General features: G+C 63.9%; 17 protein-coding genes, 4 tRNA genes and 1 pseudogene. 21 read left to right on the top strand and 1 reads right to left on the bottom strand.

Features of this window, described 5'->3' with window-relative positions; translation table 11 throughout:
- Positions 1 to 5 precede the first annotated feature (5 nt).
- Both CAL24_RS23740 and CAL24_RS23735 read left to right on the top strand, forming a co-directional pair.
- The gene (locus CAL24_RS23740; RefSeq protein ID WP_094808086.1) at positions 6 to 443 is read left to right on the top strand and encodes a tripartite tricarboxylate transporter TctB family protein; all 438 of its coding nucleotides are present in this window, start codon (positions 6 to 8) and stop codon (positions 441 to 443) included.
- The gene (locus CAL24_RS23735; RefSeq protein ID WP_094808085.1) at positions 440 to 1,966 is read left to right on the top strand and encodes a tripartite tricarboxylate transporter permease; all 1,527 of its coding nucleotides are present in this window, start codon (positions 440 to 442) and stop codon (positions 1,964 to 1,966) included. The genes CAL24_RS23740 and CAL24_RS23735 overlap by 4 nt, the downstream gene beginning before the upstream one ends.
- A gap of 66 nt (positions 1,967 to 2,032) precedes the next feature.
- Here CAL24_RS23735 and CAL24_RS23730 read toward each other — a convergent pair.
- Positions 2,033 to 3,200, bottom strand: a pseudogene (locus CAL24_RS23730) (pyridoxal phosphate-dependent aminotransferase).
- A gap of 258 nt (positions 3,201 to 3,458) precedes the next feature.
- Between CAL24_RS23730 and CAL24_RS23725 the strand changes: the two are divergent.
- From CAL24_RS23725 to rpoC, 19 genes are all read left to right on the top strand, one after another.
- Entirely contained in the window at positions 3,459 to 3,665 is a 207-nt protein-coding gene (locus CAL24_RS23725) for a cold-shock protein (protein WP_026640535.1), read from the top strand.
- Positions 3,666 to 5,315: 1,650 nt separating this feature from the next.
- Positions 5,316 to 7,235: a tRNA uridine-5-carboxymethylaminomethyl(34) synthesis enzyme MnmG gene (mnmG, locus tag CAL24_RS23720; protein ID WP_094808084.1), complete on the top strand. Its 1,920-nt coding sequence runs from the start codon at positions 5,316 to 5,318 to the stop codon at positions 7,233 to 7,235.
- Positions 7,232 to 7,906: a 16S rRNA (guanine(527)-N(7))-methyltransferase RsmG gene (rsmG, locus tag CAL24_RS23715; protein WP_094808083.1), complete on the top strand. Its 675-nt coding sequence runs from the start codon at positions 7,232 to 7,234 to the stop codon at positions 7,904 to 7,906. The genes mnmG and rsmG overlap by 4 nt, the downstream gene beginning before the upstream one ends.
- Positions 7,903 to 8,700 (top strand): ParA family protein, encoded by a 798-nt coding sequence (locus CAL24_RS23710; protein WP_028353918.1) that lies wholly within the window; start codon positions 7,903 to 7,905, stop codon positions 8,698 to 8,700. The genes rsmG and CAL24_RS23710 overlap by 4 nt, the downstream gene beginning before the upstream one ends.
- Before the next feature lie 44 nt (positions 8,701 to 8,744).
- Complete coding sequence (locus CAL24_RS23705; RefSeq protein ID WP_028353919.1) at positions 8,745 to 9,659, top strand: ParB/RepB/Spo0J family partition protein; 915 nt, start codon at positions 8,745 to 8,747, stop codon at positions 9,657 to 9,659.
- Positions 9,652 to 10,653, top strand: coding sequence for an asparaginase (locus tag CAL24_RS23700; protein WP_094808082.1), 1,002 nt, complete (start codon positions 9,652 to 9,654; stop codon positions 10,651 to 10,653). Before CAL24_RS23705 ends, CAL24_RS23700 begins: the two co-directional genes overlap by 8 nt.
- 69 nt (positions 10,654 to 10,722) lie before the next feature.
- Positions 10,723 to 10,809, top strand: a tRNA-Tyr gene (locus CAL24_RS23695).
- Between the two features lie 121 nt (positions 10,810 to 10,930).
- A tRNA-Gly gene (locus tag CAL24_RS23690) sits at positions 10,931 to 11,004 on the top strand.
- Positions 11,005 to 11,010: 6 nt separating this feature from the next.
- Positions 11,011 to 11,085, top strand: a tRNA-Thr gene (locus tag CAL24_RS23685).
- A 54-nt stretch (positions 11,086 to 11,139) separates the two neighbouring features.
- The gene (gene tuf / locus CAL24_RS23680; protein ID WP_094808077.1) at positions 11,140 to 12,330 is read left to right on the top strand and encodes an elongation factor Tu; all 1,191 of its coding nucleotides are present in this window, start codon (positions 11,140 to 11,142) and stop codon (positions 12,328 to 12,330) included.
- A gap of 115 nt (positions 12,331 to 12,445) precedes the next feature.
- A tRNA-Trp gene (locus CAL24_RS23675) sits at positions 12,446 to 12,521 on the top strand.
- Between the two features lie 123 nt (positions 12,522 to 12,644).
- Positions 12,645 to 13,025 (top strand): preprotein translocase subunit SecE, encoded by a 381-nt coding sequence (gene secE, locus CAL24_RS23670; RefSeq protein ID WP_028355599.1) that lies wholly within the window; start codon positions 12,645 to 12,647, stop codon positions 13,023 to 13,025.
- 9 nt (positions 13,026 to 13,034) lie between these two features.
- A complete protein-coding gene (nusG, locus tag CAL24_RS23665; protein WP_012251787.1) occupies positions 13,035 to 13,568 on the top strand; it encodes a transcription termination/antitermination protein NusG in 534 nt (177 codons plus the stop codon).
- Positions 13,569 to 13,631: 63 nt separating this feature from the next.
- Positions 13,632 to 14,063 carry a 50S ribosomal protein L11 gene (gene rplK, locus CAL24_RS23660; RefSeq protein WP_028355600.1) on the top strand — a complete coding sequence of 144 codons (432 nt, stop codon included), beginning with the start codon at positions 13,632 to 13,634 and terminating at the stop codon, positions 14,061 to 14,063.
- Between the two features lie 2 nt (positions 14,064 to 14,065).
- Positions 14,066 to 14,764 (top strand): 50S ribosomal protein L1, encoded by a 699-nt coding sequence (gene rplA / locus CAL24_RS23655; protein WP_028355601.1) that lies wholly within the window; start codon positions 14,066 to 14,068, stop codon positions 14,762 to 14,764.
- Between the two features lie 251 nt (positions 14,765 to 15,015).
- The gene (gene rplJ / locus CAL24_RS23650; RefSeq protein WP_028355602.1) at positions 15,016 to 15,540 is read left to right on the top strand and encodes a 50S ribosomal protein L10; all 525 of its coding nucleotides are present in this window, start codon (positions 15,016 to 15,018) and stop codon (positions 15,538 to 15,540) included.
- A gap of 76 nt (positions 15,541 to 15,616) precedes the next feature.
- Positions 15,617 to 15,997 (top strand): 50S ribosomal protein L7/L12, encoded by a 381-nt coding sequence (gene rplL, locus CAL24_RS23645; RefSeq protein WP_028355603.1) that lies wholly within the window; start codon positions 15,617 to 15,619, stop codon positions 15,995 to 15,997.
- A 162-nt stretch (positions 15,998 to 16,159) separates the two neighbouring features.
- Positions 16,160 to 20,272 (top strand): DNA-directed RNA polymerase subunit beta, encoded by a 4,113-nt coding sequence (gene rpoB, locus CAL24_RS23640; protein ID WP_028355604.1) that lies wholly within the window; start codon positions 16,160 to 16,162, stop codon positions 20,270 to 20,272.
- Positions 20,272 to 24,513, top strand: coding sequence for a DNA-directed RNA polymerase subunit beta' (gene rpoC / locus CAL24_RS23635; RefSeq protein WP_028355605.1), 4,242 nt, complete (start codon positions 20,272 to 20,274; stop codon positions 24,511 to 24,513). The genes rpoB and rpoC overlap by 1 nt, the downstream gene beginning before the upstream one ends.
- Positions 24,514 to 24,625: the final 112 nt, after the last annotated feature.

Raw genomic sequence — 24,625 nt, 5'->3', positions numbered from 1 at the left:
AGATCATGAATGATCGAACCCTGGGCATACTCGCCCTGATCCTTGCCGCCTTCATGACGTGGGCGGGCTGGGATATCGAAGCTCCCTTCGCCTATGAACCGGTGGGCCCGCGCGCCTTCCCGCTGCTGGTGGCGCTCATTATCGGCCTGTGCGGCTTGCGCCTGGCCATCAAGGGCGGCAACCCGATCGAGGTCAACTCGGCCGGGGCCAATGGCCGCATCGCGCTGATGGTGCTCTACGCCGCGATATACGCGTTCCTGTTCCAGTGGCTCGGCTTCGTCATCGCCACGGCGTTGATGACTGTCTTCGTGGGACGCCTGTTCGGCGGCTCGTGGCTCAAATGCGCTGCCGGCGGCCTGGTCATGGGCCTTTTCTTCTTCCTGTTGTTCGACCACGCGCTCGATGTGGTCCTGCCCACCGGTCTGCTGGGAGACCTGCTATGAGCGGCATTCTCGATCACCTCTCCATCGGCTTCGGCGTTGCGTTCTCGCTGACCAACCTGCTGGTGGCCGCCATCGGTTCGTTCATCGGCACCATGGTCGGCGTGCTGCCGGGGCTCGGGCCGATCAATGGCGTCGCCATGCTGATTCCCATCGCATTCGCGATGAACCTGCCTCCGGAAACCGCCCTCATCCTGCTCGCCGCCGTCTACGTGGGCGCGGAATATGGCGGTCGTATCACCTCCATTCTGCTGAATGTCCCGGGCGAGGCCAGCGCGATCATGACGACGCTCGATGGCTATCCGCTGGCGCGGCAGGGCATGGCCAACGTGGCGCTGTCGTTGTCGGCATGTTCGGCATTCTTCGGCGCCATCGTTTCCGTGACGGGCATCATCCTGCTGGCGCCGCTGCTGGCCAAATGGGCGCTCGCCTTCGGGCCGGCCGAGTATTTCGTGCTGATGGTGTTCGCCTTCTGCTGCCTGACCAGCCTGCTGGGCAAACAGCCGATCAAGGGCGTGCTGGCGGCCATGATCGGCTTGGGGATTTCCACCGTCGGCGTCGATTCCAATTCCGGCGTGTACCGCTACACCTTCGATTCCGTGCACCTGGCGGACGGCATCGATTTCGTGGTGGTGGTCATTGCGCTGTTCGCGGTTGCCGAGATGCTGGAAATGCTCGAAAAGGTCGTCGCCGGGCACAGCGTGGAAGTCAAGCCGAGCGGCCGCAAGCTGTTCAACCTGAAAGAGTTGGCATTCACCTGGTGGAGCATCGTGCGCAGCTCGCTGGTGGGCTTCGGCGTCGGCGTGCTGCCTGGCGCGGGCGCCAGCGTGGCGGCCGCGGTGGCCTATTCGCAGGAAAAGCGCATCATCGAGAACAAGGACCCCAACGCGAAGTTCGGCAAGGGCGACATGCGCGGGCTGGTGGCGCCCGAGTCGGCCGCCACGGCATCGGCCATAGGCTCGTTCGTGCCGATGCTGACGCTGGGGGTGCCGGGCTCCGGCACCACGGCCGTGATGATGGGTGCGCTGACGCTGTACAACATCACGCCCGGGCCGGTGCTGTTCGACACCAAGCCCGAGCTGGTGTGGGGCCTGATCGCCTCGTTGTTCATCGCCAACGTGCTGCTGTTCGTGATGAACGTCCCGATGGTGCGGGTGTTCTCCAAGGTGTTGTCCGTGCCGGGCTGGCTGATGGTGCCCGGCATTCTCAGCATCAGCTACATCGGCGTGTATGCGATCAACGCCGGCACCTTCGACCTGCTGATGGTGGTCGGTATCGGCACCATCGGCTATTTCCTGCGCAAGTTCGGCGTGCCCATGGCGCCCCTGGTGCTGGGGGTGGTGCTGGGCAACATGATGGAGCAGAACCTGCGCCGCGCGCTGTCGATCACCAATGGCGATATTTCGGTGCTGTTCGAGAGCTCGGTATCGATCGGCCTGTGGGTCGCCGCCGCCGCGGTCGTAGTTGTTCCGCAGTTGCTGCGCAAATTGCGCGAAGGACGTCAGGCGCGCAAAGCCGTCGCCTGAGCGCGCCCAATTAATTAGGGCCGGAAGACTCGATCTTCCGGCCCTTTTTTCTTCCCGCGGCAACTGTTATACGCGCTGCAGCCGCTCGATCGCCGCGTCCAGGGTGTCGTCTTTCTTGGCGAAGCAGAAGCGCACCAGGTGATGGTTGGATTGTTCGGCATCGGGGCGCTGGTAGAACGCCGATACCGGGATGACGGTCACGCCGTGCTGCACCGTCAGTTCGCGGGCGAATTCGGCTTCCGACTGCTTCGATATGGCGCTGTAATCGGCCAGCATGAAGAACGTCCCCGGGCTGGGCAGCGGCTTGAATCGCGTGCCGGCCAGGCCCGCGGCGAGCCGGTCGCGCTTGGCCTGGTAGAAGGCCGGCAAGCCGTTATACGGGGCAGGATCACGCATGTAGTCCGCCAGGGCGACCTGCATGGGCGACGAGACGGTGAACACCATGAACTGGTGCACCTTGCGCAACTCCGCGCTCAGCTGCCGCGGCGCGCAGCAGTAGCCGACCTTCCAGCCGGTGGTGTGGTAGGTCTTACCGAAGGAGGAGATCACGAACGCGTGCTCCGCCAGCAGCGGGCGCCGCGCCAGGCTGGCGTGCGGCTTGCCGTCGAACACGATGTGCTCATAGACCTCGTCGGACAGCAGCAGTACGCCGGTGTCGCGCACGATGGATTCCAGCGCATCCAGGTCGCGTTCTTCCAGGATCGCGCCGGTGGGGTTGTGCGGGAAGTTCAGCATCAGCAGCCGGGTGCGCGACGTAATGGCGTCGCGCACGCGCTGCCAATCGATGCGGTAGTACGGGTCGTCGGCGGTCGGCGCGCGCAGCGGCACCGGCACCGCCGTGCCGCCGGCCAGGCGGATGGCCGGCAGGTAGGAGTCGTAGCACGGCTCGATCACCACGACTTCGTCGCCGCTGTTGACGACGGCGAGCACCGTCGCCATCAACGCCTCGGTCGCGCCGCTGGTGACCGTGATTTCCGTTTCGGGGTCGTAGGCATGGCCGTACAAGGCATGGGTCTTGTCGGCGATGGCCTGGCGCAGGGGGGGCGATGCCGGGCATGTACGGATACTGGTTGTGGCCGGCCGACATGGCGCGCGCGACCAGTTCGCACAAGCGGGGGTCTGGGTCGAAATCGGGAAAGCCTTGTCCCAGGTTGATGGCCTGGTGCTCGATGGCCAGCCGGCTCATGACAGTGAAAATCGTCGTACCGACATCGGGCAGCTTGGATCGGATCATGGCAAGGAAGCAGCGTGAGAGGGGAACAGGAAACGCGTAAGTATCCCACTAACCATGGCCGGGCCGGCGGATGGTGACATGTGTGTGTCCACGCCGGGAGAATTGAAAAAATGCGACATAGGGGTAAACAACTATTTGTTTACCGCCGAAGCCATGGGTATGCTGAGTTTCGCAGTTGATTCAAGTGTTGCACAGGCCCCTTTCGCTTCGGCGTCCTTGATTCACTTGCATTCTTTTTTTCATCAGGACGCTATACAAATGGTTCAGAAGGGCAAGGTCAAGTGGTTCAACGCCGATAAGGGTTTCGGCTTCATTACGCCGGACGCCGGCGGCACCGACGTATTCGCACACTTCTCGGCTATCCAGGGTCGCGGTTATCGCAGCCTGAACGAAGGCCAGGAAGTTGAGTTTGAAGTCAAGGAAGGTCCGAAAGGACCGCAAGCGGCCGATATTCGCCCGCTCTGAGTCGGGAAATCCCGATTTCCCGCAAGCCAGGGTTTCCTGGCTGCAACGCCCCACCACAGTGATGTGCTGGGGCGTTGTCGTATGCGCCACCGCCGCATGATCCCGCCATTGTTGCGATTGCCGCAGATGTGGGCAAGTCGTTGGGTAAGTGTGTGGATAACTTGTGGAGGAGTTCGGCCAATTGGCGGAGGTCCTGTCGCGAGGCGGTGACGTGGCGGCAGTTTTACACAGCGTGTCCTATCTCGCCCGCCAGGGCTATAGCAAATATTCTATCGATGGCCGCTCTCGGCTGGCGGGGCGGGCTGCTGTAATTTTCTCTATGTTTACGGGGGCTTATTCGTGCTGGCCGGGCGGTTTGAGATTAGTTCATGCGTTCTTGGTCAATTCGAGGCTGCACGGCCATATTGCACTGCGATGAGATCTGAAAGGTTGTTCACAAAGATATCCCCAGGCGAGTTGATGGTCGATTGACGGGTCAATTGAGGTGTTTTCCTGTGGGCATTTTTGTGGATAGCTCGTGGTGATGACAGCGCGTTTCTTTCGAGTTGGGTTAGGTTCTACCGACTGACCGGCCCTAGTTCAGGTTCCAACCTAAGCTGCTCCCGCTGATGTTTCACGTGAAACGGATGTGATCCCATTTAATGTGAAGCGGCCGGCCTATGCCTGGATGGGTCATGTTCCACGTGGAACAAGTTGTCGTTGATCGACAGGCGCAGTCTCGGTATTGAATCCCTGACGTACCATCCTTGATATTACAGACGGTCCCTTGTTTGTATGTTTCACGTGGAACATGCCTGTTGGGATCTTCATGGCTGCCATTATGTCGGTGAGGGTGTTTGCGGTAGTAGCGACGTGGTCAGTATCTGCAGTAGGCCGTCCTGGCTGGGGCCGTGAGAGCGGGTCGGCCACGTCGCTCGGCTCGGGCGCGCCACCAGGCGCCCTCGGCCCCCTACGGGGGCTTCCCTCGCTCCAACTGGCCGACCCGCTCTCACGGCCCCAGCCAGGACTCTCAGCAGTGGCATGCGCCGTACGCCCGCCGTCATTAGGCAACGTGGCTAGTCCGTGGCGGTGTCCGCCTACTCTTGCCATGAGCGTAGTTGGTGGTCACGCGTCCGTTTAGAGAAACTGTGAGCTCGCGCGTGTCGGTGAGGCCTGAGTGGCCAGTTGGAGGGAGGGAAGCCCCCGTAGGGGGCCGAGGGCGCCTGGTGGCGCGCCCGAGCCGAGCGACGTGGCCACTCAGGCCTCACCGACACGCGCGAGCGTCTCAAGAACCTAAAACCGACACGACCGCCATGCTCAAGGCACACCGCGATACCCAGTACGACGATTGGAAGGGCTCCGCTACCCCATATCACCGTACCCGATGCGAGGCCAGGCGCCCAATTGAAGCTGAAGCATCCTCCAACGTAGACTGACGTTTTGTTGGCCATAGGCAAGCCCCCGGGGACGCCGATTTTGGAGATCCACCTGCATGAGAGCAGGACCATGGCAGCAAGCTTAAGTCGAGCTCCGACCAGCCAAACCGTGCACCGGCACGGACAAACAGCCCATTGCTGTTCTTCGTTTCAAATCCACCCCATGTTTCACGTGAAACACCGGCCGCCTCCAAACTATAATGGCAGCCATCAGCTCTTTTTTCTGCTTTTCATCATGGATTATCCGCGCGAGTTTGACGTGATTGTCGTGGGTGGCGGCCATGCCGGTAGCGAGGCCGCCCTTGCCGCGGCTCGCATCGGCGCAAAAACCTTGCTGCTCACGCACAGTATCGAAACCCTGGGCCAAATGTCCTGCAATCCCTCCATTGGCGGGATCGGTAAAGGGCACCTGGTCAAAGAAGTCGATGCCCTGGGCGGCGCCATGGCCATCGCCACCGATGAAGCAGGAATCCAGTTTCGCATCCTCAACGGATCCAAAGGCCCCGCCGTACGCGCCACGCGCGCCCAGGCCGACCGCGTCCTCTACCGCAAAGCCATACGGTCCCGTCTCGAAAACCAGCCCAACCTCTGGATCTTCCAGCAGGCCGTCGACGACCTCATGGTCCAGGGCGACAAAGTCATCGGGGCAGTCACACAGATAGGCCTGAAATTCCGCGCCCGCACCGTCGTGCTCACTGCCGGGACCTTCCTCAACGGACTGATCCATGTCGGGCTGCAGAACTACTCCGGCGGCCGCGCCGGCGACCCGCCCGCCATTTCGCTGGGCCAGCGCCTCAAAGAACTCAAGCTACCGCAGGGCCGCCTCAAGACCGGCACGCCGCCCCGCATCGACGGGCGCACCATCGACTACAGTGTGCTCGAAGAGCAGCCGGGCGACCTGGACCCCATACCCGTATTTTCATTCCTGGGTACGGCCGCCATGCACCCCCGGCAATTGCCCTGCTGGATCACCCACACCAACGCGCGCACCCACGACATCATCCGTGGCGGCCTCGATCGCTCGCCCATGTACAGCGGCGTCATCGAAGGCGTGGGCCCCCGCTACTGCCCGTCCATCGAAGACAAGATCCATCGCTTCGCCGACAAAGCCTCGCACCAGGTATTCCTGGAGCCCGAAGGGCTGGACACCCACGAGGTCTATCCCAATGGCGTCTCGACCAGCCTGCCGTTCGACGTGCAATGGGAGCTGATCCATTCCTTGCCCGGCCTCGAAAATGCCCACATCCTGCGGCCGGGCTACGCCATCGAGTACGACTACTTCGACCCCCGGGCCCTGAAGACCACGCTCGAGACCAAGGCCATCGGCGGCCTGTTCTTCGCCGGCCAGATCAACGGCACCACCGGCTATGAAGAAGCCGCCGCCCAAGGCTTGCTGGCCGGCGCCAATGCCGCCCTGCAGGCGCTGCAACGCGACACCTGGACCCCGCGCCGCGACGAAGCCTATCTGGGCGTGCTGGTCGACGACCTGGTCACGCGCGGCGTGACCGAGCCGTATCGCATGTTCACTTCCCGCGCCGAATACCGCTTGAGCCTGCGCGAAGACAATGCCGACCTGCGCCTGACCGAAATCGGCCGCAAGCTGGGCCTGGTGGACGACGCGCGCTGGGACGCCTTCAGCCGCAAGCGCGATGCCGTGGCCGCCGAAGTCGAGCGCCTGAAATCGACCTGGGTCAATCCGCGCAGTTTTCCCGCCGAGGCGGCCGAACCGCTGCTGGGCAAGGCGATTGAACGTGAGTACTCACTATCAGACCTGTTGAAACGCCCGAACGTGTCGTATGCCGCGCTCATGGACGCCCGCAATACCGACGGCACCTTGCTGGCCGGTCCAGGCGTGCAGGACGATCCGGTGCTGGCCGAGCAGGTGGAAATCCAGGTCAAATACGCCGGCTACATCGCCCGGCAGCAGGACGAAGTGCAGAAGCACCTGGCGCAAGAACAACAGCGCATACCGGCCGATATCGACTATGACGCCGTCAGCAGCCTGTCTTTCGAAGTGCGCCAGAAACTCAAGGACCACCGTCCGGAAACCATCGGACAGGCGGCGCGCATTTCCGGCGTGACGCCTGCGGCCATTTCCCTACTGCTCATTCACCTCAAGCGCCTGCACTACGGCACGCGCAAGCAAGCCGCATGAGCGCCGCGCCCGACGACGGCCTGGCCAGGCGGCTGGCGCGCGCGAGCGACCAGCTGGCGCTGCCGATCGCGGCCAGGCAGGCCGAGCAATTGCTCGCCTACCTGGCGCAGATGCAGCGCTGGAATCGCACCTACAACCTCACCGCGATCCGCGACCCGGGGCAGATGCTGGTGCAGCACCTGTTCGACAGCCTCAGCATCGTCAACCCGCTTGCCGGCGCGCTCGATACGGCGCAAGCCAGCCTGTACGACATCGGCTCGGGCGGCGGCTTGCCCGGCGTCGTGCTGGCCATCATGCAGCCGGGCTGGCAAGTCACGTGCATCGACGCGGTCGAGAAAAAAACTGCCTTCGTGCGGCAGATGTCGGGCGTGCTCGAGTTGCCCAATCTGCGCGCCGTGCACGCGCGCGTCGAAGATCTGCCGCCGGCCGGCTGCGACATCGTCGTGTCGCGCGCTTTCGCTTCACTCAATGATTTTGCTTCGCTGGCCGGCCGCCACGTCGGCAACGATGGTACCCTCGTCGCCATGAAAGGGAAGGTGCCGGAAGAAGAGATTGACGTCCTGCACCGGCAGGGCGAGTGGCGCGTGGAAGACATCCAGGCACTGCACGTGCCGGAACTGGATGCGCAACGCTGCCTCATCTGGATGCGCCGCAGTCAAGGAACCCCATGAACAATACCCCGCCCAGCAAACCCGCCCGTGTTTTCTGCATTGCCAACCAGAAGGGCGGCGTCGGCAAGACCACCACCGCCATCAACCTCGCGGCGGGCCTGGCCACCCATGGCAAGCGCGTGCTGCTGGTCGACCTCGATCCCCAGGGCAACGCCACGATGGGCAGCGGCATCGACAAGAGCTCCCTGCAATCCAACCTCTACCAGGTGCTGATCGGCGACGCGTCCATCAGCGAGGCCAGCGTGCGCTCGGAAGCGGGCGGCTACGACGTGCTGCCGGCCAACCGCGAGCTCTCCGGCGCCGAGATCGACCTGGTCAACATGGATGCCCGCGAGCGCCAGCTCAAGATGGCGATCGACAGCGTCGCCGGCCAGTACGATTTCATCCTGATCGATTGCCCGCCCACGCTGTCGCTCCTCACGCTCAACGGGCTGGCCGCGGCGCACGGCGTGATCATCCCGATGCAGTGCGAATACTTCGCCCTGGAAGGCTTGTCCGACCTGGTCAATACCATCAAGCGGGTGCATCGCAACATCAACGGCGACCTGCGACTCATCGGCCTGCTGCGCGTGATGTTCGATCCGCGCATGACCCTGCAGCAGCAGGTGTCGGCCCAGCTCGAGTCGCATTTCGGCGACAAGGTGTTTTCGACCGTCATCCCGCGCAACGTCCGCCTGGCCGAGGCGCCCAGCTACGGCCTGCCAGGCGTGGTCTACGACCGCGCCTCGCGCGGCGCCCAGGCGTACATTTCGTTCGGCGCCGAAATGGTCGAGCGCGTCGAAGCCATGGATTGAAGCGTCGGCGCAACCTGAAAGCTAAAACAAAGGACTGATTCGACATGGCCACCAAGAAACCCAAAGGTCTCGGTCGCGGACTTGACGCCCTGCTCGGGGCGGACGGCCCGGCCATCGACACCATCGGCAAAGCCGCTGCGGCCAAGCCCGACGGCCCGCCGTCCACGCTGCCGGTCGGCAAGATGCGCGCCGGCAAATACCAGCCGCGCACCCGCATGGACGAAGGTGCGCTGAACGAGCTGGCCGATTCCATCCGCACCCAGGGCATCATGCAGCCCATCCTGGTGCGCGCCCTCAACGACGACCCCGGCCATTACGAGATCATCGCCGGCGAACGCCGCTTCCGCGCCGCCCAGCTGGCAGGGCTGAAGGAAGTCCCCGTGCTGGTGCGCGAAGTCGCCGACGAGAACGCCGCGGTGATGGCGCTGATCGAGAACATCCAGCGCGAAGACCTGAACCCGCTCGAAGAGGCCCAGGGCGTACGCCGCCTGCTCGACGAATTCGGCCTTACCCACGAACAGGCCGCCCAGGCCATCGGCCGCTCGCGTTCGGCCACCAGCAACCTGCTGCGGCTCATGAACCTCGCCAGCCCGGTGCAGACCATGCTGCTGGCTGGCGACATCGACATGGGCCATGCGCGCGCGCTGCTGGCGGTGGACGCCGCCATGCAGATCCAGCTGGCCAACCAGATCATCGCGCGGCGCCTGTCGGTGCGCGAGGCGGAAAAGCTGGTCGCCAAGACCGCCAAAGAAACGGAAAGCGCGCCGCGCAAGAAACCCAACGGCGCTTCGCGGGATGTGGCGCGCCTCGAAGAGGCGCTGTCCGACCATCTCGGCACCAAGGTCGCCCTGAAAGTCGGGGCCCGCGAAAAGGGCCAGATCGTCATCGATTTCCACGGCTGGGAGCACCTGAACTCGCTGCTCGAACGCCAGGGCCTGTCCGGGGTGCTGGATGCCTGAGCGCCTGCCGGCGATCGCGCTGCTGGCCACCGGCGGTACCATCGCCGGCGCTCAGTCTGAAGACGCGGCCCATGCCTACCGCGCCGGCGCCGTGCCGGTGGGCCAGCTGCTGGCCGCCGTGCCGGGCCTGGAGCGCCTGGCGCGCATCCAGGCCGAACAGGTCGCCAACGTCGGCAGCCAGAACATGACGCATGCCGTATGGGCCGAGCTGGCGCGGCGCATCGAGGCGCTGTGCCGCGACCCGGCCGTCGACGGCATCGTGGTGACCCACGGCACCGACACGCTCGAGGAAACCGCGTATTTCCTCAGCCTGGTCATCCGCCACGACAAACCGCTGGTGCTGGTGGGCGCCATGCGGCCGGCCACCGCGCCGGGCGCCGACGGCCCGGCCAACCTGTTCCACGCCGTGGCGCTGGCCGGCAACGCGGCCGCGCGCGGCCGCGGGCCGCTGGTCGTCATGAACGAAGATATCCACTACGCCCGCGAGGTGCAGAAAGTCGCCTGCGCGGGCGTGAACGCCTTCGCGTCGCCCAATCGCGGGCGGGCCGGGGTGATGCGGGGCAGCGCGGCCAGCTTTTTCTCCCGCAACGATACGCTCCATTCCACCGCCAGCGCGTTTTCGCTGCAGGCGCTGGAGGCCGCCGGCTGGCCTCGCGTCGACGTCGTCCACGCGGGGGTGGGGCTGGATGGCGAGCTGGTCGATTTTCTCGCCGCCCGCTCGCGCGGCATCGTGCTGGCCGGGGTGGGCGACGGCAATGCCACGGACCTGGCCCTGCGGGCCCTGCAGCGGGCCGCCGGGGCAGGGGTGGCGGTGGTGCGCGCCAGCCGCACCGGCAGCGGTCGGGTGGCCCGCAATGTCGAAGTGGATGACGATGCGCTGGGCTTCATCGCGGCCGGCGAGCTCAGCCCGCAGAAGGCCCGCATCCTGCTCATGCTGGGCCTGTCCCTGACCCAGGATCCGGCCGCCCTGCAGGATTTCTTCGACCGCTACTGAATCTGTGGTTCGCGAACTGGGTGATTTGACTTTCAAAATGAAAGTGTTCATAATCCCTAGTTCTCCGCTGGAGGGGTGCCCGAGTGGTTAAAGGGGGCAGACTGTAAATCTGTTGGCCTTGCGCCTACGTTGGTTCGAATCCAACCTCCTCCACCAGAGACCCATATTCCAAATCCAGGCGTATAGCCTGGATTTGCAGTGTAAGGCCCTTGGTTTTCCGTGCGTTTGCGTGCGGCGGGCGTTGCGGAATAGGGGCCGAGTGGTGAAAGGTATGCCCGCGGGTGTAGCTCAATGGTAGAGCAGAAGCCTTCCAAGCTTACGACGAGGGTTCGATTCCCTTCACCCGCTCCAGAATTTGCCCATGTGGCTCAGTGGTAGAGCACTCCCTTGGTAAGGGAGAGGTCACGCGTTCGATCCGCGTCATGGGCACCACTACTTTTTGTTCTCTTCTTAGTCAGAAGCTTCAATCCAGGTCAGGAGTCAGCCATGGCAAAAGGCAAGTTTGAACGTACCAAGCCGCACGTGAACGTGGGTACGATTGGTCACGTTGACCACGGCAAAACGACGTTGACGGCGGCGATCACGACGGTGCTGTCGACGAAGTTCGGCGGGGAAGCCCGCGGCTACGACCAGATCGACGCGGCGCCGGAAGAGAAGGCGCGTGGGATCACGATCAACACGGCGCACGTGGAATACGAGACGGAGAACCGTCACTACGCGCACGTTGACTGCCCGGGCCACGCTGACTACGTGAAGAACATGATCACGGGCGCGGCGCAGATGGACGGCGCGATCCTGGTGTGCTCGGCCGCGGACGGCCCGATGCCGCAGACGCGCGAGCACATTCTGCTGAGCCGCCAGGTTGGCGTGCCGTACATCATCGTGTTCCTGAACAAGGCGGACATGGTCGATGACGCGGAGCTGCTGGAGCTGGTGGAAATGGAAGTCCGCGAGCTGCTGTCGAAGTACGACTTTCCCGGCGACGATACGCCGATCATCAAGGGTTCGGCCAAGCTGGCGCTGGAAGGCGACAAGGGCGAGCTGGGCGAGCAGGCGATCCTGAAGCTGGCCGAGGCGCTGGACACGTACATCCCGACGCCGGAGCGCGCGGTCGACGGTGCGTTCCTGATGCCGGTGGAAGACGTGTTCTCGATCTCGGGTCGTGGTACGGTGGTCACGGGTCGGGTCGAGCGCGGCGTGATCAAGGTTGGCGAGGAAATCGAGATCGTGGGCATCAAGCCGACGGTGAAGACGACCTGCACGGGCGTGGAGATGTTCCGCAAGCTGCTGGACCAGGGCCAGGCGGGCGACAACGTGGGTATTCTGCTGCGCGGCACCAAGCGTGAAGAAGTCGAGCGTGGCCAGGTGCTGGCCAAGCCGGGTTCGATCACCCCGCACACGGAGTTCACGGCCGAGGTGTACATTCTGTCCAAGGAAGAAGGCGGCCGCCACACGCCGTTCTTCAACGGCTACCGTCCGCAGTTCTACTTCCGTACGACGGACGTGACGGGCTCGATCGAGCTGCCCAAGGACAAGGAAATGGTGCTGCCGGGCGACAACGTGTCGATGACGGTCAAGCTGCTGGCGCCGATCGCCATGGAAGAAGGCCTGCGCTTCGCCATCCGTGAAGGCGGTCGTACCGTCGGCGCCGGCGTCGTCGCCAAAATCATCGCCTAAGCCAGGCGTTTTAACATGGGGAAGCCGGCCCTTCTGGGCCCGCTTCCCATGTTTGTCGGAAAAGTAGTACTATGTATGGTTCCGCAAGTCGCCATACATACTCGCAAGAGGTTTTAGGGGTATAGCTCAATTGGCAGAGCGTCGGTCTCCAAAACCGAAGGTTGTAGGTTCGATTCCTACTGCCCCTGCCATCCTATCGGTCGCCATCGCGGCCGGAAACCATGGCCCAGTTCGTTGTCAACCCCGCTCGTCGCTCTTAAATCCGCCGGGAGATCACCGCAAGTCGCGCATTGAAGGCGGGCTCGCGTCGCAAAATGTCTAATACCAGCGTAGAAACCGTAACCAGTACTGCCGACCGGATCAAGCTTGGCCTGGCGGTGCTTGTTGTTATTGCTGGCATCGTCGGGTTTTCGGTGCTCAGCGCCCAGCCCATGGCTGCCCGCATCGGCGTGTTCGTCGGCGGCCTGGTGCTTGCCGCCCTGATCGCCTGGTCCAGCGAGCCCGGTCGCCGCACCCTGAGCTTCGCCGGCGAGTCGTTCAACGAAGCCAAGCGCGTTTCCTGGCCGACCCGCAAGGAAACGACCCAGATGACCGGGATCGTGTTCGCCTTCGTCGCGGTCATGGGCTTGCTCATGTGGGTGCTCGACAAGGGCATCGAGTGGATACTCTACGGCCTGTTGCTGGGCTGGAAATAAGGACGCCGAATGAGCAAACGTTGGTATGTCGTCCATGTGTACTCCGGCATGGAGAAAAGCGTCCACAAGGCCCTGAACGAGCGCATCGAGCGCGCGGGCCTGCAGACGTCGTTCGGCCGCATCCTGGTGCCTTCGGAAGAGGTCGTCGAAATGAAGGGCGGCCAGAAGTCCATCAGCGAGCGCCGCATTTTCCCGGGTTACGTGCTGGTCGAGATGGATCTCACCGACGAAACCTGGCACCTGGTGAAGAACACCAACCGCGTCACCGGCTTCCTGGGTGGCTCGGGCAATCGTCCCACGCCGATTTCCGAAAAGGAAGTCGAGAAGATCCTCTCCCAGATGGAAGAGGGTGTCGAGAAACCCCGCCCCAAGATCCTGTTCGAAGTGGGCGAGATGGTTCGCGTGAAGGAAGGTCCGTTTGCAGACTTCAACGGCAACGTCGAGGAAGTCAATTACGAAAAGAGCAAGGTGCGCGTGTCTGTCACCATTTTTGGCCGCGCCACGCCCGTCGAGCTCGATTTCAGCCAGGTCGAGAAGACCTGATTTTCAACCCCGGGGAGCTCGCCGCATCTGGCGGCGGGCGATTGAACCCGCAAGGAGCAAAGCATGGCGAAGAAGATCGTCGGCTTTATCAAGCTGCAAGTGCCGGCTGGTAAGGCAAACCCCTCTCCCCCGATTGGCCCGGCGCTGGGTCAGCGTGGCCTGAACATCATGGAATTCTGCAAGGCGTTCAACGCCAAGACCCAGGGCATGGAGCCCGGTCTGCCGATTCCGGTGGTGATCACCGCCTTCGCGGACAAGAGCTTCACCTTCATCATGAAGACCCCGCCCGCGACGGTCCTCATCAAGAAGGCCGCCGGCGTGCAAAAGGGCTCGTCCAAGCCGCATACCGACAAGGTCGGCAAGCTGACTCGCGCCCAGGCCGAGGAAATTGCCAAGACCAAGGAACCCGATCTGACCGCGGCCGACCTGGAAGCCGCCGTTCGCACGATCGCTGGCAGCGCCCGCAGCATGGGCATCACGGTTGAGGGGATCTGATCATGGCAAAACTGTCCAAGCGCGCCGCCGCCATCGCCAAGAAAATCGACCGCACCAAGCTGTACCCCGTGGCCGAAGCCCTGACCCTGGTCAAGGAAACCGCCACCGCCAAGTTCGATGAGTCCATCGACGTGGCGGTGCAGCTCGGCATCGACCCCAAGAAGTCCGACCAGCTGGTCCGCGGCTCCGTGGTGCTGCCCGCCGGTACCGGCAAGGCCGTCCGTGTGGCCGTGTTCGCCCAGGGCGACAAGGCCGAGGCCGCCCGTGCGGCCGGCGCCGACATCGTCGGCCTGGAAGACCTGGCCGAGCGCATCAAGGGTGGCCAGATCGATTTCGACGTGGTCATCGCCTCGCCCGACACCATGCGTGTCGTGGGTGCCCTGGGCCAGGTCCTGGGCCCGCGTGGCCTGATGCCGAACCCCAAGGTCGGCACCGTGACCCCGGACGTCGCCACGGCGGTGAAGAACGCCAAGGCCGGCCAGGTCCAGTACCGTACCGACAAGGCGGGCATCATTCACGCCACCATCGGCCGCGCCTCGTTCGGCGTGGAACAGTTGCAAACCAACCTGGCCGCGCTGGTCGATGCCCTGCAGAAGGCTCGCCCCGCCGCCGCCAAGGGTATTTATCTGCGCAAGCTCGCCGTGTCGTCCACCATGGGCGGCGGTGCGCGCGTGGAAGTGGCATCGCTGTCGGCCAACTGATCGGCCGAGGCAAAAACGAACTTTGGGCTGCATCCGGGTCACACCGGATGTTGCTGTCAAAGACCGCTGGAGCAGGGCGCAGGCAGCCGTATCGCAGGTGCCCCGCTTAATCCCGGAGCCAACCCGGTCCGGATCCAGCGTAGACGGCGTCCCCAGGAAGATTTCTTTACCCGAAGAACTCAACCAGGCGCCGCATTCGGTTGACGCGCAAGGCCAAGGCCCCAGGCGTCTTTTGATGGAGTGTTCAAACCGTGAGTCTCAATCGTCAAGAGAAAGCGGTGGTGATCGAGGAAGTCTCGGCAGCTGTTGCCAAGGCCCAGTCGATCGTTATCGCCGAGTACCGTGGTCTGGACGTCGCCTCTGTCACCGTACTGCGCAAGACTGCGCGTGAATCGGGCGTGTACCTGCGTGTTCTGAAGAACACGCTGGCCCGTCGTGCGGTTGCCGGCACGGCTTTCGAGCCGCTGTCCGAGCAACTGACCGGTCCGCTGATCTACGGGATCAGCAACGATCCGGTTTCGGCGGCCAAGGTCCTGGCAGATTTCGCGAAGAGCAACGACAAGCTGGTCATCAAGGCGGGCTCGCTGCCCAACAACCTGTTGAACCAAGAAGGCGTGAAGGCCCTGGCCACCATGCCCTCGCGCGAAGAGTTGCTGTCGAAACTGCTGGGCACCATGCAAGCCCCCATCGCGCAATTCGTACGTACGCTCAACGAAGTTCCGACCAAGTTCGCCCGCGGCCTGGCTGCCGTGCGCGACCAGAAGGCGGCGGCGTAAGCCACCGCCCGCGGAATTCGCTGAACGACCGAGCGACACCCAACCTGGCATTTATCCAATTTTGGAGTTCTGAAAAATGGCACTTAGCAAAGCTGAAATCCTTGACGCCATCGCTGGCATGACCGTGCTCGAGCTGTCCGAGCTGATCAAGGAAATGGAAGAGAAGTTTGGCGTGTCGGCTGCCGCCGCCGCCGTGGCCGTGGCTGCTCCCGCTGCCGGTGGCGCCGCCGCCGCTGCCGAAGAGCAGACCGAGTTCACCGTTGTGCTGGCCGAAGCCGGCGCCAACAAGGTGAGCGTCATCAAGGCCGTGCGCGAACTGACCGGCCTGGGTCTGAAGGAAGCCAAGGACCTGGTCGACGGCGCGCCGAAGCCCGTCAAGGAAGGCATCGCCAAGGCTGACGCCGAAGCCGCCAAGAAGAAGCTGGAAGAAGCCGGCGCCAAGGTCGAACTCAAGTAAGACTTTGCGTCGACGCCCGGGGACAGCGCAATTTGCCGTCCCCGGGCTTTTGCGTTTCCAGGAAACCCCTACTGCCGGGGTGTCCTTTGCAGAGAGGTTTCCTGGAGTCGTATCACCTGGGGCCGTGGTTGACGGCCCATGCAACCTCGAGTCGGAGTGCTCATGCCTTACTCGTACACCGAAAAAAAGCGCATCCGCAAAAGCTTCGCCAAGCGTGAAGACGTTCAGAACGTACCCTTCCTGCTTGCCACGCAGCTTCAATCCTACCTAACTTTCCTGCAGGCGGATACTCCCCCCGCTGATCGTGCCAACGATGGTCTGCAGGCGGCGTTTTCGTCGATTTTCCCGATTGTCAGCCATAACGGGATGGCGCGCTTGGAGTTCGTCAGCTACGTGCTGGGCGAGCCGGTGTTTGATGTCAAGGAATGTCAGCAACGTGGCCTGACCTACGCGTCGCCGCTGCGCGCCAAGGTGCGCCTGGTGCTGCTCGACCGCGAAGTCAGCAAGCCGACCATCAAGGAAGTGAAAGAACAGGAAGTCTACATGGGCGAAATTCCGCTCATGACGGGCACCGGTTCGTTCGTCATCAACGGCACCGAGCGTGTCATCGTCTCGCAGCTGCACCGCTCGCCGGGCGTGTTCTTCGAGCACGACCGTGGCAAGACCCACAGTTCGGGCAAGCTGCTGTTCTCGGCCCGCGTGATTCCCTACCGCGGCTCGTGGCTCGACTTCGAATTCGACCCCAAGGACATCCTGTTCTTCCGTGTCGACCGTCGCCGCAAGATGCCCGTGACGATCCTGCTCAAGGCCATCGGCATGACGCCGGAGTCGATCCTGGCGCACTTCTTCGACTTCGATAATTTCGAGCTCAAGAACGAAGGCGGCATGATCGAGTTCGTGCCCGAGCGTTGGAAGGGCGAGATGGCGCGCTTCGACATCTCCGATCGCGATGGCAAGGTCATCGTCGAGAAGGACAAGCGCATCAACGCCAAGCATCTGCGCGACATGGCCGCCGCCGGCATCCAGCGCATCTCGGTGCCGGAAGAGTTCCTGTATGGCCGCGTGCTGGCCAAGAACATCGTCGACGCCGAGACCGGCGAAGTGGTGGCGCATGCCAACGACGAGATCACCGAAAGCGTGCTGGGCGCGCTGCGGGCGGCCAACGTGCGTGAAATCCAGACGCTGTACACCAACGACCTGGACCGTGGCCCGTACATCTCGCAGACGCTGCGCACCGACGAAACCGCCGACCAGATGGCCGCGCGCGTGGCCATCTACCGCATGATGCGCCCCGGCGAACCGCCCACCGAGGACGCGGTCGAGGCGTTGTTCCAGCGCCTGTTCTACAGCGAGGAAACCTACGACCTGTCGCGCGTGGGCCGCATGAAGGTCAACAGCCGCCTGGGCCGTGGTGAGGACATCACCGGTCCCATGACGCTGACCAACGAGGACATCCTCGAGACCATCAAGGTGCTGGTCGAGCTGCGCAACGGCCGCGGCCAGATCGACGATATCGATCACCTGGGCAACCGCCGCGTGCGCTGCGTCGGCGAACTGGCCGAGAACCAGTTCCGCGCCGGCCTGGTGCGCGTCGAACGCGCCGTCAAGGAGCGTCTGGGCCAGGCCGAGACCGAAAACCTGATGCCGCACGACCTGATCAACTCCAAGCCGATCTCGGCCGCCATCAAGGAGTTCTTCGGTTCGAGCCAGCTGTCGCAGTTCATGGACCAGACCAACCCCCTGTCGGAGATCACGCACAAGCGTCGTGTCTCCGCCCTGGGCCCGGGCGGCCTGACCCGCGAACGCGCCGGCTTCGAAGTGCGCGACGTGCATCCCACGCACTATGGCCGCGTCTGCCCGATCGAAACGCCGGAAGGCCCGAACATCGGCCTGATCAACTCCATGGCGCTGTACGCCCGCCTGAACGAGTACGGCTTCCTGGAGACGCCTTACCGCAAGATCATCGACGGCAAGGTCAGCGACCAGATCGACTACCTGTCGGCCATCGAAGAAAGCAACTACGTCATCGCCCAGGCCAACGCCGCGCTGGATGACGAAGGCCGTTTCGTCGATGACCTGGTGGCGTGCCGCGAAGCGGGCGAAACCATGCTGACGGCGCCGGCCAACGTGCACTACATGGACGTGGCCCCGTCGCAGATCGTCTCGGTGGCGGCTTCGCTGATTCCGTTCCTGGAGCACGACGACGCCAACCGCGCGCTGATGGGCGCCAACATGCAACGCCAGGCCGTGCCCTGCCTGCGTCCCGAGAAGCCGGTGGTGGGCACCGGCATCGAGCGCACCGTGGCGGTCGACTCCGGCACCACCGTGCAGGCCCTGCGCGGCGGCGTGGTCGACCATGTCGACGCCGAGCGTGTCGTGATCCGCGTCAACGACGAAGAAAACGTCGCCGGCGAAGTCGGTGTCGACATCTACAACCTGATCAAGTACACCCGTTCCAACCAGAACACCAACATCAACCAGCGTCCCATCGTCAAGCGCGGCGACAAGGTCGCCAAGGGCGATGTGCTGGCCGATGGCGCGTCCACCGACCTGGGCGAACTGGCGCTGGGGCAGAACATGCTGATCGCGTTCATGCCCTGGAACGGCTACAACTTCGAAGACTCGATCCTGATCTCGGAAAAGGTCGTGGCCGACGACCGCTACACCTCGATCCACATCGAGGAACTGACGGTGGTGGCGCGCGACACCAAGCTCGGGCCCGAGGAAATCACCCGCGACATCAGCAACCTGGCCGAAACCCAGCTGAACCGCCTGGATGATTCCGGCATCGTCTACATCGGCGCCGAAGTCACCGCCGACGACGTGCTGGTGGGCAAGGTCACGCCCAAGGGCGAGACCCAGCTGACGCCGGAAGAAAAACTGCTGCGCGCCATCTTTGGCGAAAAAGCGTCCGACGTGAAAGACACCTCGCTGCGCGTGCCCTCGGGCATGGTCGGCACCGTCATCGACGTGCAGGTGTTCACGCGCGAAGGCATCGTGCGCGACAAGCGCGCCCAGTCCATCATCGACGATGAACTGCGCCGCTATCGCCAGGACCTGAACGACCAGCTGCGCATCGTCGAGAACGACCAGTTCGACCGTATCGAGAAGATGCTGATCGGCAAGACGGTCAACGGCGGCCCGCGCAAGCTGGCCAAGGGCGCCACCATCACCAAGGCCTACCTGGCGGACCTGGACCGTTGGCAATGGTTCGACATCCGGCTGGCCGACGAGCCGCACGCCGTGGTGCTGGAGCAGGCCAAGGAATCGCTCGAGCAGAAGCGTCACCAGTTCGACCTGGCCTTCGAAGAGAAGCGCAAGAAGCTGACGCAAGGCGACGAGCTGCCCCCGGGCGTGCTCAAGATGATCAAAGTCTACCTGGCCGTCAAGCGTCGCCTGCAGCCCGGCGACAAGATGGCCGGCCGCCACGGCAACAAGGGCGTGGTCTCGCGCATTACGCCGGTCGAGGACATGCCCCACATGGCCGACGGCACGCCCGCCGACATCGTGCTGAACCCGCTGGGCGTGCCCTCGCGGATGAACGTCGGCCAGGTGCTGGAAGTGCACCTCGGCTGGGCCGCCAAGGGCGTGGGCCATCGCATCGCCGACATGCTGCGCGACGAGCGCACGGCGCAGGTGAAGAACGTGCGCGCCTACCTGGACAAGGTCTACAACACCACCGGCACCGGCGCGCAGATCGACACCCTGACCGATGACGAAGTCATGGAACTGGCGCAGAACCTCAAGAACGGCGTGCCGTTCGCGACGCCGGTGTTCGACGGCGCCACCGAGGAAGAAATCGGCAAGATGCTGGAACTGGCCTACCCCGACGAGGTGGCCCAGCGCATGCAGCTGACCGAGTCGCGCACGCAGGCATGGCTGTTCGACGGCCGCACCGGCGAGAAATTCGAACGTCCGGTCACGGTCGGCTACATGCACTACCTGAAGCTGCATCACCTGGTCGACGACAAGATGCACGCCCGTTCCACCGGTCCGTACTCGCTCGTTACCCAGCAGCCGCTGGGCGGCAAGGCGCAGTTCGGCGGCCAGCGTTTCGGGGAAATGGAAGTGTGGGCGCTGGAAGCCTACGGCGCCGCCTACACCCTGCAGGAAATGCTGACGGTGAAGTCCGACGATATCACCGGCCGTACCAAGGTTTACGAAAACATCGTCAAGGGCGACCACGTCATCGATGCCGGCATGCCGGAATCGTTCAACGTGCTGGTCAAGGAAATCCGCTCGTTGGCCCTCGACATGGATCTGGAGCGTAACTAATGAAAGCGCTACTCGACCTCTTCAAGCAAGTCTCGCAAGACGAGCAGTTCGATGCCATCAAGATCGGCATCGCCTCGCCCGAGAAAATCCGTTCGTGGTCCTACGGCGAAGTCCGCAAGCCCGAAACCATCAACTACCGCACGTTCAAGCCCGAGCGCGATGGCCTGTTCTGCTCGAAGATCTTCGGGCCGATCAAGGACTACGAGTGCTTGTGCGGCAAGTACAAGCGCCTGAAGCATCGCGGCGTGATCTGCGAGAAGTGCGGCGTGGAAGTCACGGTGGCCAAGGTGCGCCGCGAGCGCATGGGCCACATCGAGCTGGCCAGCCCGGTCGCGCACATCTGGTTCCTGAAGAGCCTGCCCTCGCGCCTGGGCATGGTGCTGGACATGACGCTGCGCGACATCGAGCGCGTGCTCTACTTCGAGGCCTGGTGCGTCATCGAGCCCGGCATGACGCCGCTCAAGCGCGGCCAGATCATGTCCGACGACGACTTCCTGGCCAAGACCGAGGAGTACGGTGACGACTTCCGCGCCCTGATGGGCGCCGAAGCGGTGCGCGAACTGCTGCGCACCATCGACATCGACCGCGAAGTGGAAACGCTGCGCGGCGAGCTCAAGGCCACCAGCTCGGAAGCCAAGATCAAGAAGATCTCCAAGCGCCTCAAGGTGCTGGAAGGCTTCCAGAAGTCGGGCATCAAGGCCGAGTGGATGGTCATGGAAGTGCTGCCCGTGCTGCCGCCGGACCTGCGTCCGCTGGTGCCGCTCGATGGCGGCCGCTTCGCCACGTCCGACCTGAACGACCTGTACCGCCGGGTCATCAACCGCAACAACCGCCTCAAGCGCCTGCTCGAACTGAAGGCGCCGGAAATCATCCTGCGCAACGAAAAGCGCATGCTGCAAGAGGCCGTCGACTCGCTGCTGGACAACGGTCGCCGCGGCAAGGCCATGACGGGCGCCAACAAGCGCCAACTGAAGTCGCTGGCCGACATGATCAAGGGCAAGAGCGGCCGCTTCCGCCAGAACCTGCTGGGCAAGCGCGTCGACTACTCGGGCCGTTCGGTCATCGTGGTGGGCCCGCAGCTCAAGCTGCACCAGTGCGGCCTGCCCAAGCTGATGGCGCTGGAGCTGTTCAAGCCCTTCATTTTCAATCGTCTTGAAATGATGGGCCTGGCGACCACCATCAAGGCCGCCAAGAAGCTGGTCGAAAGCCAGGAACCGGTGGTCTGGGACATTCTCGAAGAGGTCATCCGCGAACACCCGGTCATGCTGAACCGGGCGCCGACGCTGCACCGCCTGGGCATCCAGGCGTTCGAGCCGGTGCTGATCGAAGGCAAGGCGATCCAGCTGCATCCGCTGGTCTGCGCCGCCTTCAACGCCGACTTCGACGGTGACCAGATGGCCGTGCACGTGCCGCTCTCGCTGGAAGCCCAGCTGGAAGCGCGCACCCTCATGCTGGCTTCGAACAACGTGCTGTTCCCGGCCAACGGCGAGCCCTCGATCGTGCCGTCGCAGGACATCGTGCTGGGCCTGTACTACACGACGCGCGAGCGCATCAACGGCAAGGGCGAAGGCATCTTCTTCACCGACGTGGCCGAAGTGCAGCGCGCCTACGACAACGGCGAAGTCGAGCTGCAGTCGCGCATCACCGTGCGCCTGACCGAGTACGAGCGTGACGACAACGGCGAATTCCAGCCGGTGGTCCGTCGCCACGAAACGACCGTCGGCCGCGCCCTGCTGTCGGAGATCCTGCCCAAGGGCCTGCCGTTCTCGGTGCTGAACAAGGCCCTGAAGAAGAAGGAAATCTCGCGCCTGATCAACCAGTCGTTCCGTCGCTGCGGCCTGCGCGACACGGTGATCTTCGCCGACAAGCTGATGCAGTCGGGCTTCCGCCTGGCCACCCGCGGCGGCATCTCGATCGCCATGGGCGACATGCTGATCCCCAAGGCCAAGGAAGGCATCCTGGCCGAGGCCAGCCGCGAAGTGAAGGAAATCGACAAGCAGTACTCGTCGGGCCTGGTCACGTCGCAGGAACGCTACAACAACGTGGTGGACATCTGGGGCAAGGCCAGCGACAAGGTCGGCAAGGCGATGATGGAACAACTGGCCACCGAGCCGGTGGTGAACCGTCACGGCGAGGAAGTGCGCCAGGAATCGTTCAACTCGATCTACATGATGGCCGACTCGGGCGCCCGCGGTTCGGCCGCCCAGATCCGCCAGCTGGCCGGCATGCGCGGCCTGATGGCCAAGCCGGACGGCTCGATCATCGAGACGCCCATTACCGCCAACTTCCGCGAAGGCCTGAACGTACTGCAGTACTTCATCTCGACCCACGGCGCGCGTAAGGGCCTGGCCGACACCGCGCTGAAGACGGCGAACTCGGGCTACCTGACCCGCCGCCTGGTGGACGTGACGCAGGACCTGGTCATTACCGAAGAAGATTGCGGCACCTCGCAGGGCTACGCCATGAAGGCGCTGGTCGAAGGCGGCGAAGTCATCGAGCCGCTGCGCGACCGCATCCTGGGCCGCGTGGCCGCGATCGACGTGGTCGATCCCGATACGCAGGAAACCGCCATCGCCGCCGGCACGCTGCTCGACGAAGACCTGGTCGACCTGATCGACCGCATCGGCGTCGACGAAGTGAAGGTGCGCACGCCGCTGACTTGCGAAACCCGCCACGGCCTGTGCGCGCACTGCTACGGCCGCGACCTCGGCCGCGGCTCGCACGTGAACGTGGGCGAAGCGGTGGGCGTGATCGCCGCCCAGTCGATCGGCGAACCGGGCACGCAGCTGACGATGCGTACGTTCCACATCGGTGGCGCGGCGTCGCGTTCGGCCCTGGCCAGCGCGGTGGAAACCAAGTCGACCGGCAAGGTGGGCTTTGCCAGCACCATGCGCTACGTCACCAACGCCAAGGGCGAACGGGTGGCGATCTCGCGCTCCGGTGAACTGGCCATCTACGACGACAACGGCCGCGAGCGCGAACGCCACAAGATCCCGTACGGCGCGACCGTGCTGGTGGGCGACGGCGAAGCCGTCAAGGCCGGCACCCGCCTGGCCACGTGGGATCCGCTGACCCGTCCGATCGTGTCCGAATACGGCGGCGCGGTGCGCTTCGAGAACATCGAAGAAGGCGTCACCGTGGCCAAGCAGCTCGACGAGATTACGGGCCTGTCCACGCTGGTGGTCATCACGCCCAAGACCCGCAGCGGCAAGGGCGTCACCCGTCCGCAGATCAAGCTGGTCAACGAGAACGGCGAGGACGTCAAGATCGCCGGCACCGACCACTCGGTGAACATTTCGTTCCCGGTGGGCGCGCTGATCACCGTGCGCGACGGCCAGCAGGTCTCGGTCGGCGAGGTCCTGGCGCGTATTCCGCAGGAATCGCAAAAGACGCGCGATATTACCGGCGGTCTGCCGCGTGTGGCCGAGCTGTTCGAGGCGCGTTCGCCCAAGGACGCCGGCATGCTGGCCGATGTCACGGGTACCGTCTCGTTCGGCAAGGACACCAAGGGCAAGCAGCGCCTGGTCATCACCGACCTCGAGGGCGTCAGCCACGAGTTCCTGATCCCGAAGGAAAAGCAGGTGCTGGTGCACGACGGCCAGGTGGTGAACAAGGGCGAAATGATCGTCGACGGCCCGGCCGACCCGCACGACATCCTGCGCCTGCAGGGTATCGAGAAGCTGGCGACCTACATCGTCGACGAGGTCCAGGACGTCTACCGCCTGCAGGGTGTGAAGATCAACGACAAGCACATCGAGGTGATCGTTCGCCAGATGCTGCGTCGCGTCAACATCGTCGATGCGGGCGATACCGACTTCATCCCGGGCGAGCAGGTCGAGCGTTCCGAGCTGCTCAACGAGAACGACCGCGTCACCGCCGAAGGCAAGCGTCCTGCCACGTATGACAACGTGCTGCTGGGCATCACCAAGGCCTCGCTGTCGACCGACTCGTTCATTTCGGCGGCCTCGTTCCAGGAAACCACGCGTGTCCTGACCGAAGCCGCCATCATGGGCAAGCGCGACGACCTGCGCGGGCTGAAGGAGAACGTCATCGTCGGTCGCCTGATCCCCGCAGGTACCGGCCTGGCCTATCACATTGCCCGCAAGGACAAGGAGGCCCTGGAAGCCGCCGAGCGCGAAGCCGCGCGGCAACTGGCCAACCCGTTCGAAGATGCGCCGGTCACTGTCGATGTCGACACGCCGCCGCCTTCGGGCGCCGGCCAGGAAGGTCCTGCCGAGTAAGGCGCTTCGCTACCGACGGCCGGCAGGCCGGCCGTCGGGCGAAACTGAAACGGCCGCTGAATTGCTTCAGCGGCCGTTTTTTACGTTGGCGCCAAGCCTGGCGCCATGCGGC

This window comes from Bordetella genomosp. 2 (assembly GCF_002261345.1).
In the GTDB taxonomy this organism is placed as follows: domain Bacteria; phylum Pseudomonadota; class Gammaproteobacteria; order Burkholderiales; family Burkholderiaceae_B; genus Bordetella_A.
Note: the sequence above shows the minus strand (reverse complement) of the source record. Positions and strands in the feature narration are given on the sequence as shown.